The sequence below is a fragment of the Aquirufa sp. genome (assembly GCF_044377215.1).
Lineage (GTDB): Bacteria > Bacteroidota > Bacteroidia > Cytophagales > Spirosomataceae > Aquirufa.
This window is the reverse complement of the sequence record NZ_JBILJM010000004.1, coordinates 20,445-37,968: the sequence shown is the minus strand read 5'-3', so window position 1 is coordinate 37,968 and position 17,524 is coordinate 20,445. Positions and strand designations below refer to the sequence as shown.

At 40.0% G+C, this 17,524-nt stretch carries 18 protein-coding genes; 6 read left to right on the top strand and 12 right to left on the bottom strand.

Features of this window, described 5'->3' with window-relative positions; translation table 11 throughout:
* Positions 1-99 precede the first annotated feature (99 nt).
* A complete protein-coding gene (locus tag ACIQ6T_RS02590) occupies positions 100-1,575 on the top strand; it encodes a Do family serine endopeptidase (RefSeq protein WP_395783924.1) in 1,476 nt (491 codons plus the stop codon).
* 171 nt (positions 1,576-1,746) lie between these two features.
* Here the strand turns inward: ACIQ6T_RS02590 and ACIQ6T_RS02585 are convergent, their stop codons facing one another.
* Positions 1,747-2,730, bottom strand: a complete 984-nt coding sequence (locus ACIQ6T_RS02585) for a pyruvate dehydrogenase complex E1 component subunit beta (protein ID WP_395783922.1) — start codon at positions 2,728-2,730, stop codon at positions 1,747-1,749.
* Positions 2,731-2,873: 143 nt separating this feature from the next.
* On the opposite strand from ACIQ6T_RS02585, the gene aroB reads away from it, so the two are divergent.
* Complete coding sequence (gene aroB / locus ACIQ6T_RS02580) at positions 2,874-3,902, top strand: 3-dehydroquinate synthase (protein ID WP_395783920.1); 1,029 nt, start codon at positions 2,874-2,876, stop codon at positions 3,900-3,902.
* On the opposite strand, the gene gatC is transcribed toward aroB, so the two are convergent.
* The 4 genes from gatC to ACIQ6T_RS02560 are packed head-to-tail and all read right to left on the bottom strand — an operon-like array spanning position 3,903 to position 6,248.
* On the bottom strand, positions 3,903-4,190 hold the full coding sequence (gatC, locus tag ACIQ6T_RS02575) for an Asp-tRNA(Asn)/Glu-tRNA(Gln) amidotransferase subunit GatC (protein ID WP_395783918.1): 288 nt from the start codon (positions 4,188-4,190) through the stop codon (positions 3,903-3,905).
* Entirely contained in the window at positions 4,171-4,365 is a 195-nt protein-coding gene (locus ACIQ6T_RS02570; RefSeq protein WP_395783916.1) for a hypothetical protein, read from the bottom strand. Before ACIQ6T_RS02570 ends, gatC begins: the two co-directional genes overlap by 20 nt.
* Positions 4,362-5,870, bottom strand: a complete 1,509-nt coding sequence (gene gltX / locus ACIQ6T_RS02565; protein WP_395783914.1) for a glutamate--tRNA ligase — start codon at positions 5,868-5,870, stop codon at positions 4,362-4,364. The genes ACIQ6T_RS02570 and gltX overlap by 4 nt, the downstream gene beginning before the upstream one ends.
* A 3-nt stretch (positions 5,871-5,873) precedes the next feature.
* Positions 5,874-6,248: a RidA family protein gene (locus ACIQ6T_RS02560; protein ID WP_395783912.1), complete on the bottom strand. Its 375-nt coding sequence runs from the start codon at positions 6,246-6,248 to the stop codon at positions 5,874-5,876.
* A 69-nt stretch (positions 6,249-6,317) separates the two neighbouring features.
* On the opposite strand from ACIQ6T_RS02560, the gene ACIQ6T_RS02555 reads away from it, so the two are divergent.
* The gene (locus ACIQ6T_RS02555; protein ID WP_395783910.1) at positions 6,318-7,214 is read left to right on the top strand and encodes a DMT family transporter; all 897 of its coding nucleotides are present in this window, start codon (positions 6,318-6,320) and stop codon (positions 7,212-7,214) included.
* A gap of 112 nt (positions 7,215-7,326) precedes the next feature.
* Here the strand turns inward: ACIQ6T_RS02555 and ACIQ6T_RS02550 are convergent, their stop codons facing one another.
* Entirely contained in the window at positions 7,327-8,421 is a 1,095-nt protein-coding gene (locus ACIQ6T_RS02550) for a chorismate mutase (protein WP_395783908.1), read from the bottom strand.
* A gap of 112 nt (positions 8,422-8,533) precedes the next feature.
* Between ACIQ6T_RS02550 and ACIQ6T_RS02545 the strand changes: the two genes are divergently transcribed.
* From ACIQ6T_RS02545 to ACIQ6T_RS02535, 3 genes are read left to right on the top strand one after another with little or no spacing between them, the layout of a single operon-like run.
* On the top strand, positions 8,534-9,733 hold the full coding sequence (locus ACIQ6T_RS02545; protein WP_395783906.1) for a proline dehydrogenase family protein: 1,200 nt from the start codon (positions 8,534-8,536) through the stop codon (positions 9,731-9,733).
* The gene (locus tag ACIQ6T_RS02540) at positions 9,733-10,314 is read left to right on the top strand and encodes a lipoprotein signal peptidase (RefSeq protein WP_395783904.1); all 582 of its coding nucleotides are present in this window, start codon (positions 9,733-9,735) and stop codon (positions 10,312-10,314) included. Before ACIQ6T_RS02545 ends, ACIQ6T_RS02540 begins: the two co-directional genes overlap by 1 nt.
* Positions 10,315-10,319: 5 nt before the next feature.
* Positions 10,320-11,045: a sulfite exporter TauE/SafE family protein gene (locus ACIQ6T_RS02535; RefSeq protein ID WP_395783902.1), complete on the top strand. Its 726-nt coding sequence runs from the start codon at positions 10,320-10,322 to the stop codon at positions 11,043-11,045.
* A gap of 131 nt (positions 11,046-11,176) precedes the next feature.
* Here the strand turns inward: ACIQ6T_RS02535 and ACIQ6T_RS02530 are convergent, their stop codons facing one another.
* The 6 genes from ACIQ6T_RS02530 to ACIQ6T_RS02505 form a co-directional block, all read right to left on the bottom strand.
* Positions 11,177-11,764 (bottom strand): OmpH family outer membrane protein, encoded by a 588-nt coding sequence (locus tag ACIQ6T_RS02530; protein ID WP_395783900.1) that lies wholly within the window; start codon positions 11,762-11,764, stop codon positions 11,177-11,179.
* A gap of 61 nt (positions 11,765-11,825) precedes the next feature.
* On the bottom strand, positions 11,826-12,365 hold the full coding sequence (locus tag ACIQ6T_RS02525; RefSeq protein ID WP_395783898.1) for an OmpH family outer membrane protein: 540 nt from the start codon (positions 12,363-12,365) through the stop codon (positions 11,826-11,828).
* 2 nt (positions 12,366-12,367) lie between these two features.
* Entirely contained in the window at positions 12,368-15,067 is a 2,700-nt protein-coding gene (locus ACIQ6T_RS02520) for an outer membrane protein assembly factor (RefSeq protein ID WP_395783896.1), read from the bottom strand.
* Positions 15,068-15,075: 8 nt separating this feature from the next.
* Positions 15,076-15,774: a polyprenyl diphosphate synthase gene (gene uppS / locus ACIQ6T_RS02515; RefSeq protein WP_395784064.1), complete on the bottom strand. Its 699-nt coding sequence runs from the start codon at positions 15,772-15,774 to the stop codon at positions 15,076-15,078.
* Positions 15,775-15,875: 101 nt separating this feature from the next.
* Positions 15,876-16,574 carry a DUF6089 family protein gene (locus tag ACIQ6T_RS02510; RefSeq protein ID WP_395783894.1) on the bottom strand — a complete coding sequence of 233 codons (699 nt, stop codon included), beginning with the start codon at positions 16,572-16,574 and terminating at the stop codon, positions 15,876-15,878.
* A 4-nt stretch (positions 16,575-16,578) separates the two neighbouring features.
* Positions 16,579-17,472, bottom strand: coding sequence for a DUF6089 family protein (locus ACIQ6T_RS02505; RefSeq protein ID WP_395783892.1), 894 nt, complete (start codon positions 17,470-17,472; stop codon positions 16,579-16,581).
* Positions 17,473-17,524: the final 52 nt, after the last annotated feature.

Genomic DNA, 17,524 nt, shown 5'->3' with positions numbered 1-17,524 from the left:
AATAAAATTTTCTACAAATTCTTAAAACTTGTTAATAAGTCAATAAGCAATTCATTTTTACGTTAAATTCGTAACAAATAAAAAAAGCAAAAAATGGAAATGAAAAATCAGTTAAAATCCTATGTAGTCATAGCCTTATTATCTAGTGGAGCCACACTAGGGGCCTATCAATTATTCGATTTAGGTTCGTCGGCTTCTATAAGCAATGCGCCATCAGCCTTTACAAGTAATATTTCAAGTATAAATGCACCAGGGAACCCTGGAGAGTTCACCTATGCAGCTGAAAAAACAACGCCTGCTGTCGTGCACATTAAAACTAAAATGCAACAACGATCACGCCAGCCATCTAACCCATTCGAAGAATTATTTGGCGGATATGGAGATCCATTTGGAGGTGGTGGTCGCCGCCAATCACCTCAGCCACAAGAAGCATCGGGTTCAGGAGTAATCATAAGTTCAGATGGATATATTGTCACAAACAATCACGTAGTAGCTGAATCTTCTGAAATCACGGTCATGTTGAATGACAAACGCGAATTTAAAGCTAAGGTTATCTCGACAGATCCATCATCTGATTTGGCAGTAATTCAAATTAAGGCAACTGGATTGCCATTTTTGAATTTTGGTGACTCTGACAATGTAAAAGTAGGCGAATGGGTACTTGCCGTAGGAAATCCTTTCAATTTAGAGTCAACAGTAACGGCAGGAATCATATCAGCTAAAGGCCGTCAAAATATTATCGATCGCGATGGCGACGGAGCCGCAAACCCATTAGAATCCTTTATTCAAACAGATGCGGCCGTAAATCCTGGTAATTCCGGTGGAGCTTTAGTTAATCTGAAAGGGGAATTGATAGGAATAAATACAGCCATTTATTCCCGCACAGGCCAGTTTGCCGGTTATTCATTTGCTGTCCCTGTAAGCATTGTCAAAAAAGTTTCAGGGGATCTTATTAAATATGGCAACGTACAACGTGGATTCCTTGGCGTAAATATTTCAGAGGTCAACGCTAAATTAGTAGACGAAAAAGATCTTAAAATATCCACGGGAATTTACGTAGGTGGCTTTTCAGAGAATTCCGCAGCCAAGGATGCCGGAGTGAAAATTAACGATGTCATTACCAAAGTGGAAGGAATAGAGACAAAGACAACGTCGAAATTAATGGAAATTGTAGGTAGCAAACGTCCAGGTGAGGCCGTGCGTGTCACAGTTAACCGTGATGGCCAAACAAAGGAATTTAACGTAATGCTTAAAAACAAGGATGGTAATACGTCCATTCTAAAAGGCGAATCTAGTGAATCCTATAAATCAGAATTCTTAGGAGCTAAATTTGGCCCGATTACCAATGCCGATAAAGAGAAATTTAATGTCAGTTCAGGCGTAAAGGTTGTTGATGTTTTACCAGATGGCCGCCTCGAAATGTATGGCTTATCAAAAGGTTCAATTATCACCAAAATAAACGATAAGGTGGTAACCAATCCAAAAGAAGCCGCTGAATTACTAGAGGCTCGCAAAGGGAGAACAAAACTTGAAGGTGTGGATGTCGATGGATCCCGGTTTATTTATGTACTATAGTCGCTAGTCGTCAGTCGTCAGTCGCTAGTCATCAGTCGCTAGTCGCTAGTCGCTAGTTTAAACCAAAATAAAAGCCCTACTTGGAGATCCAGGTAGGGCTTTTTTATATTAAATTTTTATTCTAATGACTGACGACTAGCGACTGATGACTGACGACTGACGACTAGCAGACTACTTCCGATATGTTACCGTTTTTACGGCTGCAATCGTACGCTCAACACTTGGTAAAATCTCATCGATCAACGTAGGTGCATAAGGTAAAGGCAAATCTCGTGAGTTAACACGCACAACTGGAGCATCTAAATAATCGAAGGCCCAGCGTTGCAAATGGTAGGTGATTTCAGAAGAAATAGCTGCCAATGGATTTGCTTCTTCAACAACCACACAGCGATTCGTTTTCTTGACAGATTCAACAACAGTTGCATAGTCAATTGGACGAACAGTTCGTAAATCAATCACTTCAACACTAAATCCTTGTTTTTCCAATTCTTCTACCGCAGGCATAACCACGCGTGAAAGCATTTTTCCAAATGTTACGATCGTAACGTCTTTTCCTTCCTTAACAATAGAAGCTTTACCTATTGGGATTAAATATTCACCATCTGGAACAAAACCCTTGTCACCATACATCACTTCCGACTCCATAAAAATAACAGGATCATTATCACGAATAGCTGATTTCATCAAACCTTTTGCATCCGCAGGATTTGAAGGAACAACTACTTTTAAACCAGGTGTATTGGCAAACCAATTTTCAAAATTAGACGAATGCTGTGAAGATAATTGACCTGCATTTCCCGTAGGACCACGAAAAACAATTGGGCAAGAATATTGGCCTCCGGACATAGACATCAATTTTGCTGCTGAATTAATAACTTGATCAATCGCAACTAACGAGAAATTGAAGGTCATGAATTCAACAATCGGGCGAAGTCCATTCGCAGATGCTCCTACCGCAATACCACCGAAACCTAATTCAGCAATCGGCGTATCAATCACGCGATCAGGACCAAATTCGTCCAGCATGCCTTGAGAAACTTTATAAGCACCATTGTATTCAGCAACTTCCTCTCCCATCAAAAAGACCGTATCATCACGTCTCATTTCCTCTTGCATCGCCTCACGCAAGGCTTCTCTAAATTGAATTTCTCTCATAATATGTTCTAAGTTGTGGACTTACTCAAGCGGTGACAAAATTAGGCAAGAAAAAGCATTCCACAAAACCAAAATTCAGGTTACAAATCACCCATTTTGCTAAATTCCTTGTATTTTTGAATTTAATTCGAAATTTTTCATCCATGTCTGTTCAAATCGGCCCAATTTCCACATCGCTCTACCACTATTTAGCCGAGAACTCGTATTCGCATATCGCGGTGATTGCCGACGAACATACAAACAAATATTGCTTACCCAAAATCAAATCACTACTGCCAAGTAAATTCACAAAAATCATCATAAAATCTGGCGAGGAGAATAAAACCATTGAAACGTGTGCGCGCATTTGGGATGCGATGACGAAAGCTAATATGGACCGACACGCCCTGGTGATTAATCTAGGTGGTGGGGTAATCGGCGATATGGGCGGTTTTTGTGCGTCAACCTATAAACGAGGTATCGATTTTATTCAAATCCCAACTACACTTTTAGCCCAAGTAGATGCAAGTGTTGGTGGAAAATTAGGCATTGACTTTCAACATTACAAAAACCACATTGGCGTTTTTCAATTACCCAAAATGGTGCTGATAGACCCTGAATTTATCCAAACACTTCCTGAACGGGAAAAACTGTCTGGTTATGCCGAAATCATCAAACATTGTTTGATTCGTGATGAAGAAAAATGGGAAGAAATTAGCCACAAAGGTTTTGAAAACATCAACTTTGCTGACCTTATTAGCCATTCAGTAGAAATAAAGAAAGCGGTCGTTGCTGAAGATCCCAAAGAGGCAGGATTGCGCAAAATATTAAATTTTGGCCATACCCTCGGCCACGCTGTGGAAACGTATTTACTAAATTTAGGTAAACGACGAATTTTACACGGAGAAGCGATTGCTGTAGGCATGATCATGGAGGCATTTATTGCCTATCATCGCAGCTTAATTAGTCAAGAAGAACTTGAGTCGATTGAGATTTATCTTTTTGAAACCTACGGTCGAGTGAAATTAACTATAGACGAAATTCCTGCCATCATCAAATTAACGGCTCAAGACAAAAAAAACAGAGGAGGGGAAATTCGTTTTTCATTACTTACAGGTATCGGAGATTGCGGATATGACATACCGGTTTCAACATCCGAAATGAAAAAGGCAATTGCCTATTACATCGGCTAATTATTCAATTACCTGAGGAACTTTAAAATATTTCTCATTTGTATCGGGACCCAATACCAATGCCATCTTCCGATCCAAACCCTCCTTAGCCACATCCTCCCGAAAGTGATTTAATGAAGATGTCATGTGCACCAAAGGAGCCACACCCGTTGTATCTACGGCATTTAACGCTTCCATCCAGTCCAAAACTTTATTGATGGAATCCTGCATATCACCCACGTGCGAATCTTTCAACTCTAAACGGGCTAGATGCGCAATCTTAACTACATCATCCTTCGTTACTTTCATCTTTTTTCGACTTTCTTTTTTTATCCTCAGGCATTTCTTTATCTAAAAAGGTATTCAACTTATCTCGATTTAACGTCGTCGTTATCTGACCAAATGAATCTATATTCATTTCAAAGCCAGCCAAATCGGGATGAACTTTAGGTACTTTCGGAATGGATTTCAATTTACCTTTCATGACGCAAGTTTAGGAAAAACGGACAAAGCCGCATTTATTCGTTCATTTACTTCGTCCTTTCCCCATAATTGCATGGAGATCATCAAGTCCGGACCTGCACCATTCCCACTCAATGCAACACGTAATATCTGCATCACTTTTCCCATTTTAATTCCAGTTTCCTCCAAAGCAACATGAATCGCATGTTTAATACCATCGGCATCCCAAGTGGAACAGGTAGGTAATGAAGCAGCGAGCACATGTAGCCCTTTTTGCGCTTCTAAATTCCACTTAGTAGCTAAAACAACCTCATCATACGCATGAGGTTTTTGAGAAAACTCATGAACCAATTGGCCTAATTCCTGCGGAAAAGTAACACGATCCAAAAACAACTGAACAAAGGCATCAGCATCTTTCGCTGGCAAATTAGGTAAATAGACTTGCGCTAATTCCTTACTATCCGATTGCTTTAAATATTGCTGGTTAAACCATTTCGCCTTATTAACATCAAATTTAGCACCTGCTTTATTGATGCGCTCCAATGAAAAAGCATCAACCAACTCATCCAAACTAAACAATTCTTGTTCTGTACCGGGATTCCATCCCAAAAAAGCTAAAAAATTAAGTGTTGCTGCTGGCAAATAGCCTTCTTGCTTAAACCCTTTTGAAATAGCACTTGATTGTGGGTCGGTCCACTCCATTGGGAAAACAGGAAATCCACCTAAATCCGCATCGCGCTTTGATAATTTTCCATTCCCTTCAGGCTTTAACAATAAAGGCAAATGAGCGAATTGGGGTGCTTGCCAACCAAAAGATTGGTATAATAAAATATGTAATGGAGCGGATGGTAACCATTCTTCACCTCGAATAACATGGGTTATTTCCATGATGTGATCATCCACAACATTGGCTAAATGATAGGTAGGCATACCGTCTGATTTCATTAAAACCTTATCATCCATGCTCGAAGTATGTACGTGCACCCAATCCCGAACGCTATCCTGAAATCGAATTTCGCCTTTCGCTGGAACTTTTAGCCGGATTACATAGGGAGTCTCCGAGGCCAGTAATGCGTCAACTTCGGCCTTTGAAAGAGCCAACGAATTACGCAGTTTTACCCGTGTTAGGGCATTGTACTGAAATGCAGAGCCTTTACTTTCGTAGAGCGTACGCATGGCTTCAAGCTCCTCGGAAGAATCAAAAGCAATATATGCTTTCTCTTCTTTTAATAATTGATCAGCATATTGCCTGTAAAGCACTTTGCGTTCACTTTGACGATAAGGCGAATGTGGCCCATCGGCTCCTACGCCCTCATCTGGGCTAATGCCAAGCCAAGCTAAACTATCTAAAATATATTGTTCGGCACCGGGCACAAAACGTGCTTGATCTGTATCCTCAATACGTAAAATAAACGTACCACCTGTTTTACGAGCGAATAAATAATTATATAAAGCTGTTCGAACACCTCCAATGTGCAAGGGTCCTGTAGGACTTGGAGCAAAGCGAACGCGAACTTTTTGAGACATGATTTATGATTTATGGGCAATACAAGAAATTTCTACACGAACATCTTTGGGTAAACGAGCTACCTCAACAGTTTCACGTGCAGGAAAATTTTCACTAAAAAAGGAGCCATAAACGGCATTAATTTGAGCAAAATGTCCCATATCTTTCACGAAAATGGTGCATTTTACGACATTTTGATACGTATATCCAGCAGAGGCTAAGATATGACCCAAATTTTTCATCACTTGCTCCGTTTCATCCTCGATAGAAACACCTGCTTCAAACGCAGCTAATGCGATCTGGCCAGATACAAATAACATGCCATTTACTTCCACGGCTTGCGAGTAAGGACCTATGGCCGCTGGAGCATCAGGAGAAAAAATAATCTTTTTTGTCATACCTTTGAAATTGAGACGCAAGTTACCAAAATTTGCTCGAATCCCCGTGGGGCCTGTGACTGATTTTTCATGCAAATAGACTTCAAAAAACTACTATTTCTAAATAAGGGAATTGGCTATATGCTACTTTCCTCTTTGTGTTTTGCCCTCATGTCGGCAATCGCCAAATCCATGAGCACCCGATTCGGATCTGTTGAACTCGTATTTTTTCGCAGCGCTGTGGGCCTACCATTTTTATTGACTAGTTTATACCGTACCCCAGCCATTCAAACTGGGGGTAAATTGTACTTCATCATAATGCGCGGTTTATTGGGCGCTTTTACCCTATATTGCCTATTTTTCACGTTGGAGCACCTCGGCCTTTCCTTAACAAATACCTATGGTCAAGCCTTCCCTCTTTTCATTGCAATCTTTAGCTTCTTTATTTTCCCCAATGAACGACTTACGTCTAGACAGATTTTGTATTTGATAATTGGCTTTTTGGGAATTCTTTTAATTTTTCAACCAGAGGCACAAGGCCAGCTACTCCATCATGCTACTGGGATTATTTATGCTATGGGAACGGCATTAGGCTATTTAGCAATTAAAGAAGCTCAAAAATATTATGATTCGCGTTGGGTGGTGGTATCGTTTATGGCGGCGGGATTTATTGCATCCAGTGTCTCATTGGCCTTAGGTACGTGGGGAGATTATCCCAATAGTTTTTTTACTGGAAAATGGGTGACGCCTCAAGGAGCGGAATGGGCATGGGCGTTGATTATGGGCTTATTGGCACTTGGTGTTCAATACTTCACAACACAGGCCCTTCTCAATGAAAAGACAAGTATTGCTGGTGCCGTAGGCAACAGCGCCGTATTATTTTCTATCTTGATAGAAATCATTATAGGACACGGATTCCCATCTTTCCTTGTATGTATCGGGATGGGACTTGTGTTTTGGGGGAGCTATCAGGTAAGTAAGAGGTGAGAGGTAAGAGGTGAACCATGTTACCTCTCACCTCTCACCTCTTACCTCTCACCTCTCACCTCTTACCTCTCACCTCTTACCTCTCACCTCTTACCTCTTAATTCAATATGTGTTAAGCTGTTGCAGAATTCATTACTTCCGTTTGCTTACGGATTGATTCTAGGTGCACCAACTTAAACAATTCTTCTACAAATTCTGGATATAAGGCTAAGCCTTTTGCTTGGTTAGCCCGATCATTGTGCAATTGCTTCCAACGATCTAATTGCAAAACAGCTACATTATTGTCACGCTTGTATTCCCCTAATTTCTCAACGACCGACATACGTGCTGCAAGAACCTCTAACAATTCACGGTCAATATTATCAATCTTCTCACGAAGACTCGCTAATTCATCAGAGAAATCAGCCCCATAATTTGCATTGCGAACTTCTAATTCACGCAACATCTCGCCTAATTTCTCAGGAGTTACTTGCTGCGAAGCATCAGACCAAGCAGCATCCGGATCACGGTGCGTCTCGATAATCATACCATCGTAATTCAAATCCAAAATCCGTTGAGATAATTCCATCAATAACGCACGCTTACCCGCCATGTGTGAAGGATCACCTATCAATGGCATTTGCGGAAATAAACGTTTCAATTCAACAGCCATTGCCCACATGGGTGAGTTACGGTATTTTGTTTCTTGAGCATTCGAAAAACCACGGTGAATAGCACCTAATTTCTTAATTCCTGCACCTTGTAAACGCTCAAAAGCACCTACCCAAAGAGCTAAATCAGGATTTACTGGATTCTTTACCAAAACGGGTACATCTACTCCTTTTAATGCATCAGCTAAATCCTGAACATTAAATGGATTAACTGTCGTACGCGCACCAATCCACAAAACATCTACACCATATTTCAATGCCAATTCAATGTGCTCTGGAGTTGCTACTTCAATTGCAAGCGGCAAACCTGTTTCTTTCTTCGCTTCTACCAACCATTTTAAAGCAGGCTCTCCCATCCCTTCAAAACTTCCTGGACGTGTACGTGGCTTCCATACACCAGCACGCATAATGTGTGCATAACCTTCCGCTTTGATACGGCGAGCAGTTTCTAACACTTGCTCCTCAGTTTCAGCAGAACATGGACCCGCAATAATTAACGGTTTTCCACCAGTCTGAATCCACTCCTGCATCGGTACTATGTCTAAATTGGCATTCATATTTATTGGATTAACAAGGACACGCGTCCCCTAATTTTTGTTTATTAATTTATAAAATTTCCGAAAAACGGAAGATATATTCTCTTATATTTGCACCCTACTTTTGAAATAAATGAATCAACCTTCGTATTCAAAGACCTTGAATCAATTATCATTCGAAGACACAAAAATTGCCTTCTCATCAAAATCTGATTTCAAACTCAGTAAATCCTATTGGATTTTTGCTGCTATGAATCAAATTTGGATTGTAAAGTTAGGGACTTTTTTTATCAAATTGCTCCTTTTCCTTCACTTTCCCATCAAAAAACTGATTAAATCAACTCTTTTCGAACAATTTTGTGGGGGTGAAAGCATTGAAGAATGTCAAAAAATAATTACACAACTTCACAATGGAAAAATCGGAACTATCCTGGACTACTCTGTGGAAGGTGAAGAAAGCGAAAAGTCTTTCCAAAAAACGAAAAACGAAATCCAAGAAACAATTCGGAAGGCGCACATAGATTCCGCTATTCCATTTGCAGTCTTTAAGATGACCGGTATTTTTCAAATTGAACTATTAGAAGAATTTCAAACAGAAGTAGGTCTTGCCGAAGAAAATGAGGCTGCTTACCAGCATAGCAAAGATTTGCTCATTGATATATGCCAATTAGCCGCTGATCTACATGTGAAATTATTTATTGATGCGGAAGAAAGTTGGATTCAAACAACGATCGATGTTTTGGCGTACGAAATGATGGAAAAGTTTAATAAAGACGAAGCCATCATATTCAATACGTACCAAATGTACCGCGTAGATATGTTGGCAAATCTCACCGAAGCGATTGCTACGGCTGAAACGAAAGGATACTATTTAGGGGTTAAACTCGTGCGTGGTGCCTATTTGGAAAAAGAAAGACAAAGGGCGCATGAAGATGAATATTCAGAACCGCTACATAAAGAAAAATCGGCAACAGACCACGATTTTAATCAGGGTATGTTAGTATGCCTCCAGCACATCGATAAAGTTAATTTCTGCATTGGAACGCATAATGAAGCAAGTTGTTTGCAATTAACAGAGGCAATGCATGCGGCCGAAGTTTCGAATGATCACAAACATATTTATTTTGCGCAATTATTAGGGATGTCGGATAATGTCAGTTACAACTTAGCAGCTGCAGGATACAATGTGGCTAAATATGTGCCATATGGCCCAATCGAGTCAGTAATGCCGTATCTATTCCGTCGGGCAGATGAAAACAGTTCCATTGCTGGCCAAACATCCAGAGAATTTGCCCTATTACAAAAAGAAGTTCGTCGAAGAAAAACTACCTAATGAAATCTAACTACCGGTATTTTTTGCTCAGTTTGCTGATTATTTGCATGGATCAACTCATTAAAATTAGCGTCCACTTTTTTATGGAGCCAGGCTATTTTGGCCAAATAGAGCTAATCGGATCCTACGTAAAACTTCACTATACCCTTAATCCAGGTATGGCATTTGGAATGCAATTAGGGTCGGCTTATGGGAAATTGATTTTAACTTTATTTCGAATTGTAGCCATGTTTGGTATCGGTTATTTCCTATACCAATTAACGGTTAAAAACAACAAGCCCTTATTTTTAACATGTGTAGCTCTTGTTTTAGGCGGGGCTGTAGGTAACCTGATTGATTCGGTATTCTATGGCGTTTGGTTTGACAATGCTCCACTGGAATCGCCATTCCGCCTGTTTCATGGTCAAGTTATTGACATGTTTTTCTTTGATTTTTGGGAAGGTATTTTACCATCTTGGATTCCTGTTTGGGGCGGTAGTTACTATTCGACACCCATTTTTAATTTTGCAGATGCCGCCATTTTTTGTGGAGTAGTCATTATATTACTCTTTCAAAATAAACTTCTCCAAAAAGAAGAATAAGGTACATGGGCGACTATTCGCTTTTTTTCTTATTGGCATTACTCGCTGAAATCATTGGTACTGTCAGCGCATTCGGATCATCCATTCTCTTCGTACCAATAGCATCCATTTTTCTTGACTTTAAAGTCGTTCTTGGAATAACCGCTGTTTTTCATGTGTTCAGTAACTTAGCCAAAATCTATTTTTTCCACGAAGGAATCGACAAGAAAATCGTTCTTAAATTGGGCATACCGGCCGTAATTTTCGTGACAATAGGGGCTTTATTGACAAATTACATCCCACAAAAGTCGATTGAACTAGCGATGAATATACTAATTCTCTTGCTTGCTCTTTATTTAATTTCTGGACACGCCAAAACACGTAAGGAAACATCAACAAATCTTTATGTAGGAGGAACAATTTCAGGATTTCTAGCAGGTTTAATTGGCACAGGCGGAGCCGTTCGCGGGATAATCTTAACGGCATTCAGCCTTGAAAAAAATGTATTTATAGCTACCTCTGCTATTATTGACCTAGGCGTAGATTCTAGTCGGGCAGCAGTTTACATCGCTAGTGGGTATTTTACTAAGGATCACCTTATCTTAATCCCATTTTTAATCTTAATCAGTATCGCAGGATCTTATATAGGCAAATTAATACTTAAGCGAATCCCCGAAAAAAGCTTTCATTTCGTTGTCTTAAGCGTAATTGCTTTGACTTCCATTGTTCAAACTATTCGATTTTTCTGGTAACATGTAAAGACGCGATACCCCGCGTCTAAATCAAAATAGACGCGACATAATAGACGCGAAGTATCGCGTCTCTACGAAACAAAAAAAGCCCCGACTTTCGTCAGGGCTTTCTAAAATGATTCTAACTCAACTTATTTTTTCTTGGGTGCTGGTGCTGCTGCTGGAGCCGCTGCCGCCGTAGCTGGCTTTGGTGTAATACCCATTTTCTTCAATACCAAATCTGAAATATTTGCTTCTGTTGGGTAGTGCAATAAAATAGGCGCTGTTCCCATACCTGCATCGTAGTTAAATACGTATGTAAATTGATTTTCAGTAGCCACTGCGTGCATGTTCTCTTCAACTTTCTTCAATAGAGGTTGCAACAATTGCGCTTGCTTCTTTTGCAATGAAGACTGTGAGTTTTGCTGAAACTCTTGAATCGACGTTTGTAAATTTTGCAATTCTTTTTCTTTGTCCTGCTTAATGATGTCAGCAGCTTTTGGATCTGCATTCATTTTTTCAAACGCAGCTAACTTATCTTGAAAATCTTTCACCTTTCCTTGATACAAGGTCTCATATTGTTTTTGCGTATTTTTCAAATCTTCCTCCACTTGCTTTGCTTCTGGCATTTGACTTAGGATATAATCCGCATTAATAAATCCAATTTTAACTTGTGCTTTTGCTGGTAAAATAGCCATACCAAACACAAGGCTCATCGCTAAGAATAGTTTGTTTTTCATAAAAGTTTAATCTAGTTGTTTTTTATTTTTTTTATCTACTAACTGCGCAACGTACAAGTCGCTACTTTTTTATGTTAGGGTCTAATTCCAATCCTAGTTCCTCCAACACATAATCAGAATAATCATGTACCGGATTCGTGTAGATCATTGCTAAACCTTCACTTGCCTTATCGAAGACAAAATCCAAGCGTTTTTGGCGCACTACACGCTCAACTGCCTTCGAAATTTCATCTAAAATGGGCTTAAATCCATTTAATTTGGCTTTGAATAATTCACCTTCCGATCCGAAAATCATATTTTGAAAATCAGTTGCCTCTTTATTTTTTAATCGAATCTGCTCTAATCGCTGCCGACGCAACTCATCTGTAAGAAGTAATTCCTCCAAATGATAGTCTTTCTCCAACTTCCGAACTTCTTCGTTTTTTAGCTCAATATCTTTCATCCAAGCCTCGGTCATTTGGTCAATTTTCACTTGAACCTTCTGATATTCTGGCATTTTAGATGTAATAAACTCCGTGTCGATATATCCAAATTTCTGCGCAAAGGTCCGTTGACCTATACATGCAAGCACCAAAATTAAGAAAAAAATCGACTTTTTCATGCTTATCTAATTTGCTGACCAATCGAAAACGTAAATGCTTGTCGGCCAAAATCCGATTCCCCAGGACGCGGCTTATCCAACGCAAAACCATAATCGATACCAATCATACCAAAAGCAGGCATAAAAATACGCGCGCCTATACCTGTCGACTTATACAAATTAAACGGACTATACTCTTTTAAAGAAGAAAAATTATTTCCTCCCTCAGCAAATCCCAAAACAAATATCGTTGCCGAGGGATTCAACGAAACAGGATAACGCGCTTCCAATACAAACTTATTGTACGCGACACCTCCATTACCATACGAACCTGATGGCCCAATCGACCTATCTTTATAACCCCTTAACCCGATGATATCGCGGTTAAATTGAAATCCTTGCACCATACCGGAACCACCCACATCAAAACGCTCGAAACGAGTTGTCTCCCGATTGCCATAAGCCCCCAAGAAACCCAAGTGGGCACGGGTATGAAGTACCAATTTGCCAATCAAAGGGGTAAACCAACTAGCATCAAACATCCATTTATGATATTCAATCAAGGTTCCTGATTTATTCCCGCCCAATAAAGAAAAAGGTGGAGTCAAGGAACCTGTCAGTGAAAAACTAGAACCATTTCGCGAAAAAGTTGGGTTATCAATACTATTCCGAGAGAAGTTAGTCATGAAGGTAATCGAAGTAGAAATACCCTGTGGATAAGCCCATGTGTAATAACGGTCAACATCAAACGAAGAAAGCGCTAGGGAATTACTTAACGAAAAATAGTCATCTGGCCATTTTAAGCGCTTTCCTAAACTGAACGTAATGCTAGTCACATTAAAGTGCGCCGTACGTAATGAATCAGGAACAGCAAAGGAATTAAATCCACCCAAACCACCATTAAATCCTCCTAAACCACCACCACCGAAGCCGCCGCCGCCAAATCCACCGCCGCCAAAACCACCACCACCAAAGCCGCCTCCACCGAAACCGCCTCCACCAAACTGATTTTGACCACCAAATCCCGTATTCCGAAACTGATACGGATACGATACACTTCGATTCAACGAAACAGAAAATGAATTAGGTTTTTTACCACCTAACCAAGGCTCCGTAAACGTTAAGCTATAGTTTTGAAAAGCCGCACCATTCGCCTGAAAACGAACCGATAATTTTTGACCATCTCCAGCTGGCAAAGGACGCCATGCCGACAATTTTGTTAAATTTTTCGCAGAGAAGTTATTAAAAACAACCCCCAATGTTCCCACAAAACCAATGAATCCACCCCAGCCACCAGATAATTCAATCTGATCAGAAGGTTTCTCCTCCACATTATATTCAATATCCACCGTACCATCCGGTCTCGGAATTGGATTTGGTGTAATTTTTTCTGGGTTAAAATAACCAATGGTCGATAACTCACGAACAGTACGGATGATTGCCGACTTATTAAATTTCTGACCTGGAAGCGTACGAATTTCGCGCATAACAACATGGTCAGAAGTTTTGGTATTACCATTCAACACAACCTTGTTGATGGTCGCCTGCTTTCCCTCACTAATACGAATCGTTAAATCAATCGAGTCACCTACAATAGCTGTTTCTACAGCCTCAGCATTATAATACAAATACCCATTATCCATGTAAACAGAGCTCAAGTCTTCACCTGGATTTCCAGCCATTTTCTTATCTAACTCTTCCGTGTTAAACACATCTCCCTTTTTTATACCCAGAACATCATTCAAAACCGAGTCCGGATATATGTAATTCCCATCAAAAATGATCGACCGGTAAAAGTATTTTTTGCCCTGAACTAAATTAATTGTTAAGTTAACAGACTCATCATTAAATCGAGAAACTGAGTCAGATTCAATTTGAAAATCACGGAAACCCAACTTATTCATCGCCGCAAGTAATGTCTCCTTATCCTCATCCCATTTCTTAGGAACAAATTTAGAAGGCTTAAAAACACGACCAAATCGCTGCTGCTTGGTATTCTTGATTTTTCGTAGGATTAATGCTCTTTGTTTAGCCTCAATTCCATTCAAAATAATCTTATTCACCTTAACTTTAGCACCTTTGTCTACCGCAATTACAAGCGTAGCATTATTACCACGTAAGGTATCTACTACGATTTGTGACTTCGTTTTGATATTCAATCGCCCTTTTTCTTGGTAATACTTTCGAATAACTAGTTCCAGATTTTTGCGTAACGTTTCCGTAATAATCTTACCCTTATATGTCTTGACTTTTTCATTCAAAGTCTCCGTCTCCCCCTTACGAATACCCGTATATTTTAACGCAAACAATCTAGGACGCTCCTTTAATTGAATACCTAACCAAATTTTAGATTCTTCCGTTTTAACCACATAAATCTCCACATCATCCAAAATTCCTTGATCCATAATCTTGCGAATTGCTGTCGCTATCGCATCTCCTGGAACTTTGATTTTATCACCAACTTGTAAACCCGAAATATTAATCATCGAGTTTCCATCATAAAACTGTGAACCAGTTACCTCGATACCCGCAATCTCTAATTCTTGAGGATCAGCAAAGGAAAATGTGGGACCTGACGGTGCAGTAGAGGGAAATAATCTACCCCCACGTATTTGAGCAAAACCTAATTGACTACCTAAAAGAAATAATCCCAAAACTATAAATCGGAACAATTTAAATTGATTAGACACTTTTTGAAACTGCATGCACTTGATATTTTTCATGAATAGGCTTAGCCCTCGCGTTTAACTTGTTCACTCGTTTTCCCAAACCGACGTTCCCGCATTTGGAAATCTAAAATTGCCTGATGTAAATGCTCTTTTCGGAAATCAGGCCAAAATAACTCTTCAAAAATATATAACTCTGCATAGGCTAATTGCCACAACATAAAATTACTAATTCGATGATCCCCACCCGTCCGAATCATTAAATCCGGATCCGGCATTCCCGCCGTAGCCAAATGCTGATCAATCACTTCTGAATTCACCGCATCAGCCGATAATTCACCAGCAGCTACTTTCAACGCCACCTGCTTAGTTGCCTGGACTAAATCCCATTTACCTGAATAAGATAAGGCCAAAACTAAAGTCAAACCCGTATTTTCAGCCGTTTGGTTTATCGCATCCTGCAAAACCTTTTGGGAGTTCACAGGCAACGAACTTAAATCACCAATCGCTTGCAAACGCACTTTATTTTTCATCATCGATGGTAATTCATCGTGAATGGTACTTATCAACAAACTCATTAATGCCTTTACTTCAGATTGTGGACGATTCCAGTTCTCCGTAGAAAATGCATACAATGTCAAATACCCCACTCCCAGCTCTCCACACCCTTCAATTGTTTCCCGAACAGCCGTCAACGCATTGCGGTGACCAAAAATTCGATCCGCAAATCCCTGCTGTTTTGCCCAGCGACCATTACCATCCATAATAACGGCAATGTGAGCAGGCAGATTGCCCAGGTCAATAGATTCTTTTAAATTCTGATTCACAATGAACTAAACTTACACATAGGTGGCAAAGGTAGGGATTATTCGCGAGGACAAAAAACGGATTTGATCACATACGTTAAGGTAATTGAACTCTGTAAAACCTGATCCGTTTGTTGGGTCGTAAAGTGACTCTGATTTAATATATCAGAGGGGGCATTGTCCAATACATCTGTAAAAGTTTTACTCGAACCAAACTCCCACTGCAATCCCAACCGAGGAGTTAATTGATACTTAACGCCCACCCCATACGGAATGGCCCAGGTAAAAAAGGGGATTTTACCTAAAGCATTCATTGATGGTATTCCACCTTTAGGGCTAGCAAATACATACGACAAACCACCATACACATAAGGCGACCAGTTCTTAATCCTTTTATCAGTCTGATAATCCAAAAAATTATAGTCCACAATACCTGAAATTTCGACTAAAGGCGAAGTAAATGTCGACGAATTAAATGTCGAATTGGGTCCTGGATTATTCACTCCATTACCTCGTATACTACCAATGCTTACCTGTGCCCGATATGCATAAGCCTGCGTACGTTGATAACGAACATTAAATTTTACTGTAGAGCCTAAATTTTTAATTTGGTCAAAATTTGGCAATAACTTCCAATCACTTACATCTCCTTTATATAGATTCATTCCTGTCGTGGCCGATAAGGCCCAGCGTTGTGCTAGCGTATCAAACGTCAGACAGCTCAAAAATAAACCAACAAAAAAAAGGAAGCGGTTCAACAGACTACTTTTTAGGAATGTGATATACCAACTGAATTTGGGTGGTAAAATACTGATCTACTCCCCATGAATATTCGGGCACAACAGTGGGTTTGGTCGTATTTCGAACAGCTAAGGTATTGGGGGCAACGCTAAGTGTAGAGCGATTCGTATAAAAACTAGTTGCTGGCGAAATACTGCTCCGATTATCTGATACATCATCCAAATAATCACTAAACGCCACGCGGTGCATGATTTCAAAACCAAGATCAAAATCATCCGTCAAACGGTAGCGAAAACCTACGCCCACCGGAATGGCCAGTCCCACCAAACTGTAGGAATTTCCTTCGGATGGGGTATTTTGACCATGTAAACTAATCCAATTTCCTTTGACTAATGTCCCATTCGACATAACAGCATCTTTTCGAGCCCGGGGGTCATGTGAAAATGCCGCAATTCCCGCCATTACATATGGTGCAAATTGGGGTCTTTTGCGAATGAATTCTTTATTACCCATCAGTTCAAAAACACCTAAAACAGTTAACTCCTTTAAGTCATTTTGAAAGTGCAAATTGCGGTAATAACTGCCTGAAAAGTCCCCATTTTGATCAAAATAATTATCGTCCCCGGCAAGTCGCACATACGACAAACCAAATCGAGCACTGAAATTTTTTGAAAAATGACGTGTAAACTGAGCTCCTAGATTCCAGCGCATCGACTGAATTCCGGCCTGTGTAAAACCACCTAAGGGAACTAAATCTCCTATATAATTCGAAGATCCCATACCGATCGAAACGGTAGAATGGGCATCAAAGCGATCGGTATACCCACCAGACCGTTGACCTAAAAACCAAAACGGATTTTGAGCTATTGAAGTAAACCCGGTCAACAAAAAACTTGCTAGCAGAAATAAACGCATTAGTTAAAATTTGATGAATAACGACCAAAATGTAGAATTGTTGCCTGCATTT